Here is a 14,334-nt window from a genome sequence, read left to right as displayed (position 1 = left end):
GCGGATCTTGCTTTCATGACCACCACGCGCTTTCTCACCGGCATCACCACCACGGGCACGCCGCACCTGGGCAACTTCGTCGGGTCCATCCGCCCCTCCGTCGCGGCCAGCCTGCAGTCCGGCGTGCAGAGCTTTTACTTTCTGGCCGACTACCACGCGCTCATCAAATGCGAGGACCCGTTGCGCATCCAGCGTTCCACGCTGGAGATCGCGGCCAGCTGGCTCGCCGCCGGGCTGAACCCCGAGCACGTCACCTTCTACCGCCAGTCCGACATTCCGGAAATCCCCGAACTCAACTGGCTGCTGAGCTGCGTGACCGGCAAGGGCGTGCTCAACCGTGCCCATGCCTACAAGGCGTCGCAGGACAAGAACACCGCGGCCGGCCGCGAGGCCGATGACGGCGTGACCGCCGGCCTGTTCATGTACCCCGTGCTCATGGGCGCCGACATTCTGCTGTTCAAGGCCCACAAGGTGCCCGTGGGCCGCGACCAGGTGCAGCACATCGAGATGGCGCGCGACATGGCGGCCAGCTTCAACCATCTGTACGGCGAGCGCTTCGTGCTGCCCGAGGCCGCCATCGACGAGCATGTGGCCACCCTGCCCGGCCTCGATGGCCGCAAGATGAGCAAGAGCTACGACAACACCATCCCGTTGTTCTCCTCGCGCGAACAGCTGCGCAAGCTCATCGGAGGCATCCTCACCGACTCGCGCGCGCCCGGCGAACCCAAGGACACCGAGGGCTCGGCCCTGTTCCAGATCTACCAGGCCTTTGCCACCGAAGCGGAAACCGCCGCGCTGCGCCGGCAATACGCCGAAGGCATCGCCTGGGGCGACGCCAAGCAGGTGCTGTTCGAACGCGTGGACCAGGTCATCGCCCCCATGCGCGCGCGCTACGAAGCACTGATGGCCGACCCCTCGCAGATCGAGGACACCCTGCTGGCCGGCGCCGAACGCGCACGCGCCATCGCCACGCCGTTCATGCGCGACCTGCGCGGGGCCGTGGGGCTGCGCAGCCTGCGCACCGCCGCAGTGGTGGCGCCCGCACAGGCCAAGCCCGCCAAGGCGGCGCTGCCGTCGTTCAAGCAGTACCGGGAGGCGGACGGCAAGTTCTACTTCAAGCTGGTCGCGGCGGATGGCCGGGTGCTGCTGCAAAGCACCGGCTTTGATGCGCCGCGCGATGCGGGGCAGGCCATTGCACGGCTGCAGAAGGAAGCAGGAGCACTCCAGGCGCTGACAGCCTGCCTGGTGCCGCAGCAGGGGGTCGAGGACCGCGAAGTGGACGAGGCCCTGCAGGCATTGATCGCCGCAGCGGCGGAGTGACGCGCCGCCAGGCCGGATAGACAGCCCAAGGCGTTTTCCATGAGCACCAAGCCACTCGCCGAAACCAGCAAGTTTCTCAGCTACGTTCTGCGCCATGAACCCCAATCCATCGGGCTGACCCTGGATCGCGAGGGCTGGGCCCCCATCGACACATTGATCGCGGCGGCGGCCCTGCACGGTCGTGCGCTGGACCGTGCATTGATCGAGCAGGTCGTCATCACCAGCGACAAAAAACGGTTTTCGATTTCGGAAGATGGCTCCAGCATCCGCGCGGTGCAAGGGCACTCCACCCCCACCGTGTCGATCCGCATGGAGGAAAAGACGCCGCCCGCTGCTCTGTACCACGGCACTGCGACCCGGTTTCTGGAGTCGATCCGCCAGCAAGGATTGCTGCCGGGTTCGCGGCACCATGTGCATCTTTCAGAGGATGCGCAGACCGCGACCAGCGTGGGGCAGCGATACGGGCAACCCGTGGTGCTGACCATCGCAGCAGCCACCATGCACGGCCAAGGGCACCGGTTCTACCAAGCAGACAATGGCGTCTGGCTCACGGCGAATGTGCCGGCCGACTTCATTGACTTCGCGCCGGCAAACCGCGGTCAACGCTGATCAGCGGCGGGCATCGGCAACGCATACCCACACGCCCTCTTCCTGGCGCACGAGCCCACGCGCGACCAGCGAATCCAGGTACCGCTGGTGGCCCTGCTCGGCCCTGCGCTGGAACAGGGGCAGCGCCCGCACCAGGCAATTGGGGAGCAGCATCGCCAGCCGCACCGTCCAGGACTCGGCAGGCCGCACAAAGCGCTCCAGGCAAGGCTGGTCCAGGCAGCGCATCACCTGCAGCGCCACCTCGTCGGGCATCTGGGGCGGGTCCATGAACTGCAGCTTGTTGCCCCCGTGGATCGCTTCGCGCATCAGCATCGGGGTCTCGGTGGCCGAAGGGTTCACGATGGAAAACCGCACCCCGAGCCGCGCGCCGTCCAGCCCCAGGCACAGCATGGCGCCACGCAGCCCGAACTTGCTTGCGGAATACACGGTGGACTCCGGCAACGGAAACATGCCGCCGAGCGACACGATGCTCACCACCCGGCCGTCGCCCGTGCACTGGAGCAACGGCAGCAGGCTGTGAGTGAGCAGCAGCGGCGCCATCAGATTCAACTCCAGCTCGTTGCGGATGGAATCCTGGCCGCGCTGCTCGAACGGGGTCGTGCCCACCATGCCCGCGTTGTTCACCAACAGGTCCAGCCGGCCCCACCGGGCCTGCACCTGTTGCACCAGAAGCTGCCGGGCCATCGGGTCGGTCAGATCGGCAACGTGCGGCATGGCCAGCGGACCCAGCGCATGAACGGCCCGGTCCAGCGCCTGCGGGTCGATATCGACCAGCAGGCAGTGCATGCCTCGCTGGATCAGCCGCGCGCTGATCGCCCGCCCCAATCCACCGGCGCCGCCGGTCACCAAGGCAACCCCGCCGGCGAAAGGCTTGCGCTCAGCCATGCGCTACCTCGCCCGGCTGCGGCGCAGCGGCGAGCCCGTTGCGGCCGCTGTGGCGCACGGGGCTGGCCTTGACCCTGAGAGCGTCGTACATGGTCTCGCTGAGTTCTCCCCAGCCCATGCGCCTGCGCAACTTGCGCAGATAGGCCTTGAAGGCATGCGCGTCGATATAGACGGCATGCCGGGGCGACTGAACGAATCGGATACCGCCCGACAGATCGGGCTCGTCCTTGCGGATGGCATCGTCGAACCGTTGTGCGCTCTCCGGTGCCGCCTGCTGCGCCTTCAGGTAGCAGGCGATCATGTGCGCCTGCGTGTCGAACAGCTTGTAGGCACTGGAGTTGGTTTCCAGATAGCCGATGCCGAAAAGGTTGCGGTGGCTGCGGTTGAACATCGACAGGTACATCTGCGGCCGCCCTGCCGTCCAAGTGAAGAATTCGGTGGCGTAGGAACAGCTCCACCGGTAGCCGGTCGCGCAGAGCACCAGATCGATCTCTTCCCGGGAGCCGTCCTTGAACACCACGTGCCCGCCATCCAGCCGTGCGATGTCGGGCTTGACGGCGATGTTTCCGTGCTGCAGGTGGTGCAGCAACTGCGAATTGAGAAGCGGGTGGCTCTCGAAAAGGCGGTGGTCGGGCTTCGGCAGACCCAGGCGCGTGAGATCGCCCTGAACGAGCCTCAGCAGGCCACTGAAGAGCGGGCGGGCCAGCCACATCGGCAGATGCGGCCCCGTCTCCGCGATCTGGTCGACGGGCACGCCCATCAGGTGCTTGGGGATGAAGTGGTAGCCGCGGCGCACGCTGATGAAGGCACGCTGGGCATGCGCGGCCGCTTCGCACGCAATATCGGCGCCCGAATTGCCCGCCCCCACGACCAGCACACGCCGCCCCCGGAACTCGTCCCCGTGCTTGAAGGTCGCCGCATGGCGCACCTCGCCCTGGAAGGCGCCCTCGAAGCTCGGCATGCTGGGGTCCCAGTTCACCCCGGTGGCACAGACCACGGCACCGTAGAGTCGGTGCGTGCCGTCCGCCAGCTCCACCACCCAGCGCGAAGCGCTGTCTTTCCGTATGCGTTGCACGCCGGTGTTGAACTGGATTTTTTCTCGCAGGCCAAACGCATCGGCAAAGCTGCGCAGGTAGGCCAGGATCTGCCGGTGCGACGGATAGTCGGGATAGTCGCGAGGCATGGGATAGCCGATGAAACCCGACAGATCGCGCGATGAAATGAAGTGGGTCGACGCATAGACGGGCGAGCCGGGATTCGTCGTATCCCACAGGCCGCCCAGGTCGCTGTGGCGTTCGAACTGGTCATAGTCCAGCCCCTGCATCTTCAGGGCCCGCGCAGCGCTCAGCCCGCCGGGGCCCGCACCGATGACACACACAGCGGCCGAACGGTCGGCCGGCTTCGATTGCGAGAGATTCGTCATGCGCTCAATTCCTTCTTTGGATACCTGGATGGCAGGAGCCACTTTAGGAAGAAGGGGTCGGGGCACGTGGGGCGGATCCGGCCAGGAGGGGGGTCGTATCGGCCATGTCTTATCGGGGGAATCCCTTGTCAGGGCGCAAGTTGGCTGGAGAGCTGCCGAGCAGTGGAGTCGATGCAGGTCATGTCGCTGGAGGACATGCTTGTCAAGGCACCGCCGAGTGCCTCTTCGATGGTCATTGCAACGCTAGCGCCGCCCACCCAAACAACGATAGGGTTGCCAATGTTTTTGCAGGTCGCAGAGCCGCGTGGGTCGACCAGGGACATGAGCGACCCAGGACAGCGCAGACTTTTCCGGGTAGACCCCGAGCGGATGCCAAGTGCTTGAGCAACCCGCAAGCGCAAAAAAAAGCCTAAGTAGATCAACTACTTAGGCTTATTCATGGCGGAGAGGGTGAGAGCCGCGAAGCAAGGGCCGGCGCGGCTTGCAGCGCATCTTACCGCAACTATAGGCCAACCCCTAGGCCATCAGATTTAGGGGCCTTCCTGGCCCGATGCGCCGCCCTGCCGGGCAAAAAAAGCGCCGGGCAAAAATGCAACACGCCCAACCGCCAGATTCCGACGTTTCCCGAACGGCTTTTGCACCGAAAAACCGGCCGCGAGGCCCCGCCAGTGCTCGCGCCTGCCCTATTCGGCACCCCCGACGAAATCGACACATCAAGCGAGCGGGCGCGGCGGGGTCTCGACCGCGCGCCGCGGGGTCGGTCGAGGGTCGGGCGGGGGTTCTGGCCAGGGCGGGCGGCGGGCGGGGCGGCACCTGGGCACGGGGTGGGGGCGCGGCAGGGCCTGGGAGGGCCGGCAAGGGGCATCAACGCCGCTGGACAGGGGGCGGGGTGGGCGTAAAAAAGCCCGCGCTGTGGCGGGCTGTGCAAGGCTCGGCGGGCGCCGGGCTACGGCACCAGCGCCGGGGCGTTGGGTGCGTCGGTCAGCAGGTAGGGCCGAAAGCCGCAGGCCGGCACGCCCGCCCAGGTGTTGACGGCGTGCGCCATGGTGGCCTGCAGGGGCGCGATTTCATTGCGCGCGAACACCATCGCGGCCTTCTCCACATCACCGAAGCCGCCCACGTTGTTGGGCAGCATGCCCATCAGCTGCGGGGGCACCCGGTGCGCGGCCAGAACGTCGTCGCGGCTGGTGTTTTTGATGCTCAAAAAATCGTCCTTCGCTGCCACCTCGCTGATGGGAATCAGCTGGATGCCATCCTTCTTGCCATTCGGCGCGTAGTAGAAGAGGTTCCGAAAATTGCCCATGCCTTTGGTCTTCGTCAACTGGGCGCGCATCTGGTCCACGTCTGACTGCTTTTGCGCAGGGTCGGTCACGTAGAGGATGAACCCGGCGTGGCTGCCGTTGTTGTAGTAGCGGCGGCGGAACAGCGTGGCGGACTCGTTGAGCATGGCCGACTGCAGCGCGCCCAGGTACGGGGGCAGCCCGTAAATTTCTTGGTGAATATCCTGCTCGCGCAGCTGGAACACATCGCCTTCGGGGAATTCGTGCGGCGACTGCAGGTCGGTCACGAAGAAGAACCGGCCCGCCTTGATGCCGCGGCGCGCGTACTTGCCCAGCACGTGGCGCAGCTCCAGCAGATCGCCCAAGCGGTTGCGGCGGCGCTCCAAGTAGCCATTGCCCAGCACGAGGAAATCCAGCGCCAGGCCGCGGAAGGATTCGGCGCTGAGCCATTGCGACGGCACGAACGTGCTCGCCAACACGTTGACCTTGAAGCGCAGCGCCGATTCGTGGTGCGCACCCACGCGCAACAGGCGGGCCAGGGAAGCAAGGCTTACGGGCGGTTCGTACCAGTCGCCAGACTCCATGCACTCGGCGTACTCCAGCAGAGCAGACCGACCGCCAATGACGGGCTCGGGGTCGCCCAGGTCGAAGGTGAAGGATTGCGCCTGCGGTGCCGTGTTCGCCTGCTCGGCGGATGCAGTGCTGATGTGGGCTGGAACGGAAGTGCGGCGGGTTCGTTTTTTCATTGGTCAGTCCGAGAAATCGATAAAGGAAGTGGTCTGTGGCGTGGCCAGGTCGGTGCCGGTTTCCAAGGACTCGTTGCTGATCGCATTCATTGCAGCCCATGCCAAATCGGAGTGGCCGGTTTCTTTGCTGCGCCCTGCGGCATAGGTGACGTTCCGCCCGCTGGCGGTCAGCTCGCGTTTGATGCCCATGAAGCTGGCTGCCAGATCCTTGTTACCAGCATCAAACTCAAATCGACCCGCCTTCATGACCTGTTGCGCCTTGAGCACCAGCATGGTTTTGCTCTCCACGCTGTAGTTGAGGCCCTGCACAGCAGGAAAAAATTTCTGCACCAGCTGGTACACACCATTGCCCAGGCCGGTGGTGTCCACCGTGATGGCCGCGACGTTGTAGCGCTCGGTGATCTTCTTGATTGCCTGGGCCTGCGCCTCGAAGTCCGCGCCCTTGAACTGGTCGGTATGGAGAACACGCAAAGGGCCGCCGGGTTTCGTCGGCGGTGCCACAACGACGAGGCCGGCAGAGTCGCCGGTATGCGAAGGGTCGTAGCCCACCCACACGGGCAGCCACCCGTAGGGCCTCTCGCTGAATGGCTTGAAGTCTTTCCAGCTGTCCCAGCTGTCCACCATGCACCGCTGCAGCGCGGTAAGGGGGAACACAGAGAACGAATCGTCCACGAAGTTGCACATGAAGAGGTTGTTGAAGACCTCTTCGGACTTGGTGGCGCGCAGATTCGGAATGTCAAATAGATCGCAGCCGCCGCGCTCGGCGTCAACCACGGTAACGATCTGGCGCCACGCGCCATCCTCACACTTGGAGCCTGTCGATAGGCGTGCGTGGCTCACATCAATGTCAACGGGCCGGCGAAGGTACTTGCCCGTCCACAATTCATGCGCCGCGTGCTGGACGCTCGACGGCGTACTGAAATAGGTCATCCTCCATTTCTTGTGCGCAGCCATCGCGCTGGCCACGTCGTTCAACTGCTCGAAATTGTTCGTCCAAAAGAACTCGTCGAAATAGAGGTTGCCGTGGTAACCCTGGGCCGTTTTGGCATTGGTCCCAAGAAAGTACAAGGTGGCGCCGTTGGACAAAACGATGGGGTCACCCGTCAACTGAACGCCGCATGCGTCGTAGGCAAAGCGGACGATGTATTGACGAAAAAGATAAGCCTGTGCCTTGCTGGCAGAAAGAAAAATCTGATTGCGCCCTGTCTTGATCGCGTCCATCAGTGCTTCGCGGGCAAAGTACCAAGTGGCGCCGATCTGCCGAGACTTGAGGATGAGGCGCATCCGCTCCATGGCCGAGTCCCACCAAGTGCGTTGGTACTCGAAGATGGAATCGAAGAATGCGCTGGTGAGCTGCTCGACCTGCTCATCGGTCAAATGATTCTTTAGCGGGCGCTTCTTGGGCTGGTCGTTGCGAGAGGCAATAGTGGGGTTCAGGTCCACTTCCCGCCCGGTCTTTTCGTACTTTCCGATGCGGGCCAAACGTTCCAGTTGACGGCCCAGCAGGTCAATTTCCTTGAAGTCGCCGCCGGTCTTCGCGTCCTTCGCAATGAGCTGGACCATGCGCGATTCCAGCGAGTGCTCCACCCGCTGAGTGGCCGGCGTCTCTGACCACTTTTCCGCCTTGCACCAGCCATGCAGCGTGCCGCGGGGAACATCCAACTTCTCGGCAATGTGCGTGAGCTTCCAGCCCATCCAGAAAAGCGCACGCGCTTCGCGCCGCACGCCTGCGCCACCGTCCACCGGGCTGCTGTCGCCGGCAGGCAGCGTGTCTTTGGGCATCGCTTTGATGCCATTCGTGATCGCCTTTTGCGCTGCGCAGCCCGTGTTCATCACCGAACTCGGCGGGCGCTTGCGCCTCTTCGGCGCGGTGATTTTGCTGGCGGCTTCTGCTGTCATGGCCGCCAGTGTCTGCCGCGCGCGCGCGGAAAGCACCCATCAAAAAATGTGATGCGCGCAGCCACAGGGCGCGCCAATTGCGGCCATGCGGCCGGGTGCGGAACATAGGCAACAGATCAACACACCGCACGAAAGCCGCAACATGCCATCCAAGTTTTTCCGCGTAGCCACCGAGGGCGCAACCACCGACGGCCGGGAGATTCAGCGCAGCTGGATCGAGCAGATGGCCAAGAACTTCAACCGCGAGAAGTACGGCGCCCGCGTGTGGCTGGAGCATATGCGCGGCATGCTTCCAGATAGCGCTTTTGCGGCGCTGGGCGATGTACTGGCCGTGCAGGCTCGCACGGTAGAGGATGGCAAGTTGGCGCTGTTCGCGCAGATCGAGGCGCTGCCCTCGCTGGTGGCCATGAACAAGGCCAAGCAGAAGATTTACACCAGCATCGAGGTGGACCCGAACTTTGCGAAGTCGGGCGAGGCGTATCTGACCGGCCTCGGTGTGACCGACACGCCCGCCAGCCTGGGCACCGACGTGCTCAAGTTCGCGGCGCAAAACCCCGACTCCAGCCCGTACAAGGGCAAGAAACACAGCGAAGGCGCCCTGTTCAGCGCAGCTGTGGAAACCGACCTGGGACTGGAGGGCGATGCAGAAAACATCGCTTCATCCATCCTCACCAAATTCAGCGACATGCTGAAAAACTTGAGTGGCATCGCCGCGCCCAAGCCCACGCCAGAAACATCCGAGGTCTTCGCTACCAAGACGCTGGAAGTGCTGGGCGCGGCTGATGCCGCCATTCAACAACAGGCCAAGGATCTGGCGGCCGCCAAGGCCGAAAACGCGAAGTTGGCCGGCGAATTCGCCACGCTGCAGAGCGACTTCAAAGCCCTGACCGAGAAGCTGAGCAAGCAAGACGGCGACCCCACCCACCGCCCGCAAGCCACCGGCACCGAAGGCGTGGCCAAGGCCGATTGCTGAGCGCAGCGAGCACGCCATAGCGAAGCACACCACCGCAACACATCACCCCAAGGCATACACCAATGAAGAACTCCACCCGCCTGCTTTTCAACGGCTACCTGCAGGACCAAGCCACCCTCAACGGCGTTTCGAGCGTCGGCGAAAAATTCAACGTCGCCCCGTCGATCCAGCAGAAGCTGGAAAACCGGATTCAGGAAAGCAGTGCGTTCCTGCAGGCCGTGAACATCGTCCCCGTGGATGAGATGCAAGGCGCGAAGCTGGGCCTGGGCACGGACGGGCCGATTGCGAGCCGTACCGACACGACGACGAAGGACCGCGTGACGCGGGACGCATCGGGCCTCGAAGGCCGCGGCTACCAGTGCGTGCAAACGAACTACGACACGCACATCCGCTACAGCAAGCTGGACATGTGGGCGAAGTTCAAGGATTTTCAGTTGCGCATCGCTCGCGCCATCCAACAGCAATGCGCGCTCGACCGGATCATGGTCGGTTTCAACGGCGTCAGCGCTGCGGCCAACACGGATCGCGTAGTGAACCCTCTCCTGCAGGACGTGAACGTGGGCTGGCTGCAGAAGCTGCGCGCCGAGGCGCCTGCGCGCGTGATCGCGTCCGGCAAAGCCGCCGGCAAGGTTCAGGTGGGCGCCACTGGCGACTACAAGACGCTGGACGGCCTGGTGTACGACGCCCACAAATCCCTGCTGGACCCGTGGCACGCCGCTGCCGGTGATCTGGTGGCCATCGTGGGACGCGGACTCATGCACGACAAGCTGTTCCCGCTGGTTGATGACCAGAAGGCGCCCACCGAAATGCTCGCCGCCGACATCGTGCGCAGCCAGATGCGCCTGGGCGGACTCGCCGCCATCACGGTGCCCTTCGTGCCGGAAGGTGCGGTGCTTGTCACCAGCCTGTCCAACCTGTCGATTTACTACCAAGACGGCGGCCGCCGCCGGCACGTGCTGGACAACCCACGACGCGACCAGATCGAAACCTATGAAAGCAGCAATGACGCGTTCGTGGTGGAAGACCTGGGCAAGGCCTGCCTGATCGAGCACATCGAACTGGTGTGACCGCTGCAGCAAATAGCGGCTCTAAAAAAAGGAGCCGCTATTTGCGGTCAGAGCGACAAAAGCACAGCTACGGCAAAAACACAGGACACCCCGCCATGCGCCAAACCCTTGCCCAGCGCCACCGAATGCACCACCTCGCCCTGGAACAGGCATCGCTGGCTTCCACCGCCGACGTGCACGGCCAGACCATCGGCACGGCCTACGAATTGCAGCTGGCCCAGTTGCACCAGCACCGCCTGCGGCTCAAGGAAATGCAGAGCGTGGAACGGAAGATCGACGCAAAGCGCGTGATGCTCCCCGAGTACGACGCCTACATCGACGGCGTGCTGCAGGCCAGGCCGGGCACGCAGGACGAAGTGATCGCCACCACGCTGATCTGGCACATCGACGCGGGCAACTACGCCCGCGCGCTGGAGATTGCCGAATACGCCCTGGCCAGCGGAATCACGCCGCCGGACAACTACCACCGCGATCTGCCGACCGTGGTGCAGGACGAAGTGGCAGAAGCCGTCATCGACGGCAAGGTGAAGGGCAACGAAGCGCTGCAGATCGTGGCCAAGGCCATGGCGCTGACAGAGCATGCCGACACGCCCGACCAAGCGAAAAGCAAGCTGTTCAAGGCCGCCGGCTGGGCCGTGCTGGGAAAGACCGGCAGCCACGACGTGGACATGCTCAAGCGGCCGGTGAAGGCGTGCCGCGAAGCGCTGCCCTTGCTGCAGCGGGCCATGGAGCTGGACAGCCGGGCCGGCGTGAAAAAAGACATCGAGCGCCTGGAGCGCCGACTCAAGCCGAAGTCGGCGGAGTAGGCACAGGCGCTGCAAACCGAGCGTACCCCGCACCCGTGGCGGCTCCTGGGCAAGGGCGGCATTCATTTGCTTCAACCCGACGCCCAGGACCACCGCCACACCTAACAACCGAAAGCCGCTATGTCCTTCGTCGCAACCGCCAACCCACCTGCCCGCGGTGCCGAGCCTGCCGTGGCCAATGACGGGTTCTTCCCCAACATCGACCGCGAGAAGCTGCGCAATGACATTCGCCTGGATGGCACGGTCACCCCCGAGCGGCTCCGCAAGGCCCTGCTGACGGCCATGTGGTCCGTGAACGGCGAATTGCGGGAGTGGAAGGCCGCGCAGATCAAGGCCGGATACACCACCTTGCAGGCGGTGCCGTCCGAGCAGCTGGACGGCGAGAGCGTGCGCATTGAGCAATACCGCACGGCGATCTGCGCGCACGTGCAGGCGCAGCTGGCCGAGGCGTACCGCGACATGGACACGCTGCCGCAGGGGGCCGGCAAGGAAGGCCGCGTGCAGGCCGCGGTGGAACTGCGCATCGACGGGTTCAACCAGCAGCAGCGATGGGCCATCGCGGACTTGCAGGAGTCATCGCGCGTGATCGCGGAGCTGCTGTGACCGAGCAAGGCGTGACGGTGCGCGCGCACGCGCACGAAACCCTGGACGCGCTCGCGTGGCGGCAGCTGGGCGCCACCGCCGGCCACGTGGAAGCCACGCTGGCCGCCAACCCTGGGCTGGCCAAGCTGGCGGCCGAACTACCGGAAGGCCAGGCCGTGCGCCTGGTGAAGGCACCCGAGCCCGTGCGGGCAATGGTCAATATTTGGGACTGAAAAATGGCGAATGAAATCATCAAGGACATAGGGATCGAGGCGGCCAAGCTGTCGCCGCCGGCCGCAGTGGTGGGCACGTCGCTCGCCAACGACTGGACCATCAACCACACCGTGGCGGCACTGACCATCGTGTATCTGCTGCTGCAAATCGGCTGGCTGCTGTGGCGCTGGCACCGGGCCGCCAACGGCCGGGCGGTGGGGGCCGACTGATGGATGCGAAGCAAAGCGCCCTGCGCGTGGCCGTCGCCGCGCTCACCCTGTCGGCCGCGGGCTTCGCCACGTGGAAGAAATCGGAGGGCGAAGGCCCATCGACCCGCGCCGCTGACGGCACCGTGCTGCTCGCGCCCTACGTGCCGACGCAGGGCGACGTGCCCACCATCGGCCACGGATCGACGCGCTATGAAGACGGCACCCCCGTGCGCCTGACCGACGCCCCCATCACGCGCAAGCGCGCCGAGCGGCTCGCCCGCAACCTGAACAGCGCCGAGGAAGCGCGGTTCCGCGCCAGCCTGCCGGGCGTCACGCTCTACCACGGTGAATTCGACCTGTACATCGACTTCGTGGGGCAGTACGGCATCGGCAACTGGCGCAAGCCGCAGAGCCCGCGCACGTGGCTGCTGCGCGGCGACTACCGGCAAGCATGCGAGGCGCTGCTGGCCTGGCGGTTTCAGGCCGGCCGCGATTGCAAGCTGCCTCAGAACTGGGGGCCGAAGGGCTGCCGCGGCGTGTGGACGCGCCAGGTGCAGCGCTATGAAACCTGCATGGAGATGCAAGGATGAAAAAGATTCTCAAGGCCATGTGCGTGGCCATCCTGTGCATTGCCGCCGCCGCGGCCATGCTGCTGGCCATGCTCTATTTCACGTTGTGCGGCGGCCACCCGCACGGGGTGTGCTGACATGCTCGCGCAGATCAAAGCCCATGTGTGGCAGATCGCCGCCCTATCGCTGGGGAGCCTGCTGCTGTGGCAGACCCTGCAACGCCACGCCGCCGAACTGCGCGCGGCCGATGCCGTGGCCACCCTCGCCACGGAACGCGATGCTGCAGGCCGTGCAGCGCTCGCGCAGACCGAAAAGTTTCGCAACCTCGAAGGAAACCATGGCAACGAAATCACCCAGATCATGGCCGGCGCGTCGGCCGTCATCGCTGCGGCTGGCGCTGATGCTGAGCGGGATCGCGCTGATCGGCTCGGGATGCAGCGCGACGTTGCCGACTACATTACCGCCCACCGTGTCGCCGCCCAGGCTCGCGCCGCTGCCGGACAATGCGCGCCAGACTTCGCCCCCCTCGATCTGCTTGCCGAGCTGCGCCGCCGCGCTGACGAACGAGCGGGAGAGCTGGCGGCAATCGCTGACCAAGCCCGCGTCCGCGGCACCGCATGCGAACGCGCCTACGACAGCGGCCACGCCATGAGCGAGGCCGCACGAAAGGAAGCGCCGTAGCATGTGGAAACTGCCCAGCCTGCGCAGCCTGATCGAGGCCGCCGTGCCTGAGTTGGAGCGCGACCCGGAACGCTTGATCGTGATGGCCACCGATGGCGCCGCAGTCTCCACCCTGGCCGGCGGCCTGTCGTTTGAGTACCGCTACACCGCCGCAATCACCGTGCTGGACTACACCGGCCACACGGATGCCCTGTTTGTGCCCATCCTCGCCTGGGTGCGGGCGCACCAGTCGGACCTGCTGGACAACCCGGCCAGTCAGGCCGGCGGGATCGGGTTTACCGTGGAGCACCTAAACACCGCCGCGGTGGATATCGGCATCCGCGTTCCGCTCACGGAACGCGCCATCGTCAAAGCCGACCCCGCGCACCCAACGCGCTTCAATGTCACCCACCCCGCCGAGCCCTGCCACCCCGGCGGCCAGTGCCTGCCCGAGCACTGGGAACTGTGGCTGAAAGACAAGATGCTGGCCGCTTGGGACATTCCCGCGCCGGCCGAAGTCTCCCGCTTCCCGCTGTAGCCCATGGCCGAACTGAAAGCGCTCGAAACCTGGGCCGAGGATCTGCTGAGAAAGATGCAGCCCGTGCAGCGCCGCCGCCTGCTGGTGGACCTGGCGCGGCGCCTGCGGACCATGAACGCCCAGCGCATGCGCGCGCAGAACGACCCGGACGGGGGCGCATGGGTGCCCAGGAAGCCACCCGGCGACAACCTGCGCAGCAAGCGCCAGAAGCTGCGCCAGCAAGCCCGGCAGGGGCAGCCCATGTTTGCCAAGCTGCGCCAGCAAAAGCACCTCAAGGCGCGGGCCGAGGGCGGCGCCGCCGTGGTGACGTTCGCGGGCCGCGCCGAGCGCATCGCACGCGTGCATCACTTCGGCGAAACCGACGCGGTGAACCCTGGCGGCCCTCGCTATGAATACCCCGCACGGCCCTTGCTGGGCATCACAGACGAAGACGGCCGGGCGCTGCGGGACATGCTGATGGACCACCTCCAAACCTGACATTCGGGGCGCGCAAATGTGATGCGCGCCCCCACAGTGCCCGCTGCTGGCGTCCGCGCGCGTGCGAAAGCACCATGC

Annotated in this window: 16 protein-coding genes; 12 read left to right on the top strand and 4 right to left on the bottom strand. The window is 65.2% G+C overall.

All coding sequences use genetic code 11. From position 1 onward, the window contains the following. The first annotated feature begins 15 nt into the window (after positions 1-15). Positions 16-1,320, top strand: coding sequence for a tryptophan--tRNA ligase (locus AVAK2825_RS02000; protein ID WP_284393675.1), 1,305 nt, complete (start codon positions 16-18; stop codon positions 1,318-1,320). Positions 1,321-1,359: 39 nt separating this feature from the next. Continuing rightward, entirely contained in the window at positions 1,360-1,929 is a 570-nt protein-coding gene (locus AVAK2825_RS01995; protein ID WP_284393673.1) for an RNA 2'-phosphotransferase, read from the top strand. Here the strand turns inward: AVAK2825_RS01995 and AVAK2825_RS01990 are convergent, their stop codons facing one another. From AVAK2825_RS01990 to AVAK2825_RS01975, 4 genes are all read right to left on the bottom strand, one after another. Next, entirely contained in the window at positions 1,930-2,814 is an 885-nt protein-coding gene (locus AVAK2825_RS01990; protein WP_284393671.1) for an SDR family NAD(P)-dependent oxidoreductase, read from the bottom strand. Next, the gene (locus tag AVAK2825_RS01985; protein WP_284393669.1) at positions 2,807-4,237 is read right to left on the bottom strand and encodes a flavin-containing monooxygenase; all 1,431 of its coding nucleotides are present in this window, start codon (positions 4,235-4,237) and stop codon (positions 2,807-2,809) included. Before AVAK2825_RS01985 ends, AVAK2825_RS01990 begins: the two co-directional genes overlap by 8 nt. 946 nt (positions 4,238-5,183) lie before the next feature. Beyond that, the gene (locus AVAK2825_RS01980) at positions 5,184-6,263 is read right to left on the bottom strand and encodes a phage portal protein (protein WP_284393667.1); all 1,080 of its coding nucleotides are present in this window, start codon (positions 6,261-6,263) and stop codon (positions 5,184-5,186) included. A 3-nt stretch (positions 6,264-6,266) separates the two neighbouring features. Beyond that, entirely contained in the window at positions 6,267-8,045 is a 1,779-nt protein-coding gene (locus AVAK2825_RS01975; RefSeq protein ID WP_284393915.1) for a terminase large subunit domain-containing protein, read from the bottom strand. A 259-nt stretch (positions 8,046-8,304) separates the two neighbouring features. On the opposite strand from AVAK2825_RS01975, the gene AVAK2825_RS01970 reads away from it, so the two are divergent. The 10 genes from AVAK2825_RS01970 (at position 8,305) to AVAK2825_RS01925 (ending at position 14,256) form a co-directional block, all read left to right on the top strand. Then, positions 8,305-9,135 (top strand): GPO family capsid scaffolding protein, encoded by an 831-nt coding sequence (locus tag AVAK2825_RS01970; RefSeq protein WP_284393665.1) that lies wholly within the window; start codon positions 8,305-8,307, stop codon positions 9,133-9,135. A 62-nt stretch (positions 9,136-9,197) separates the two neighbouring features. Next, entirely contained in the window at positions 9,198-10,202 is a 1,005-nt protein-coding gene (locus tag AVAK2825_RS01965) for a phage major capsid protein, P2 family (RefSeq protein WP_284393663.1), read from the top strand. A 95-nt stretch (positions 10,203-10,297) separates the two neighbouring features. Beyond that, entirely contained in the window at positions 10,298-11,008 is a 711-nt protein-coding gene (gpM, locus tag AVAK2825_RS01960) for a phage terminase small subunit (protein WP_284393661.1), read from the top strand. A 120-nt stretch (positions 11,009-11,128) separates the two neighbouring features. Next, positions 11,129-11,611, top strand: a complete 483-nt coding sequence (locus tag AVAK2825_RS01955; protein WP_284393659.1) for a head completion/stabilization protein — start codon at positions 11,129-11,131, stop codon at positions 11,609-11,611. Beyond that, positions 11,608-11,823 (top strand): tail protein X, encoded by a 216-nt coding sequence (locus AVAK2825_RS01950; RefSeq protein ID WP_284393657.1) that lies wholly within the window; start codon positions 11,608-11,610, stop codon positions 11,821-11,823. Before AVAK2825_RS01955 ends, AVAK2825_RS01950 begins: the two co-directional genes overlap by 4 nt. A 3-nt stretch (positions 11,824-11,826) precedes the next feature. After that, entirely contained in the window at positions 11,827-12,033 is a 207-nt protein-coding gene (locus tag AVAK2825_RS01945) for a hypothetical protein (protein ID WP_284393655.1), read from the top strand. Further along, positions 12,033-12,602 carry a glycoside hydrolase family protein gene (locus tag AVAK2825_RS01940; RefSeq protein WP_284393653.1) on the top strand — a complete coding sequence of 190 codons (570 nt, stop codon included), beginning with the start codon at positions 12,033-12,035 and terminating at the stop codon, positions 12,600-12,602. Before AVAK2825_RS01945 ends, AVAK2825_RS01940 begins: the two co-directional genes overlap by 1 nt. A gap of 117 nt (positions 12,603-12,719) precedes the next feature. Then, entirely contained in the window at positions 12,720-13,262 is a 543-nt protein-coding gene (locus tag AVAK2825_RS01935) for a DUF2514 family protein (protein ID WP_284393651.1), read from the top strand. 1 nt (position 13,263) lies between these two features. After that, a complete protein-coding gene (locus AVAK2825_RS01930; protein WP_284393648.1) occupies positions 13,264-13,779 on the top strand; it encodes a phage tail protein in 516 nt (171 codons plus the stop codon). A gap of 3 nt (positions 13,780-13,782) precedes the next feature. Beyond that, on the top strand, positions 13,783-14,256 hold the full coding sequence (locus AVAK2825_RS01925) for a phage virion morphogenesis protein (RefSeq protein WP_284393646.1): 474 nt from the start codon (positions 13,783-13,785) through the stop codon (positions 14,254-14,256). Positions 14,257-14,334 lie beyond the last annotated feature (78 nt).

Source organism: Acidovorax sp. SUPP2825 (genome assembly GCF_030158995.1).
GTDB lineage: Bacteria > Pseudomonadota > Gammaproteobacteria > Burkholderiales > Burkholderiaceae_C > Paracidovorax.
The sequence above is the reverse complement of the archived record's forward strand: the minus strand, read 5'-3'. Positions and strand labels throughout refer to the sequence as shown.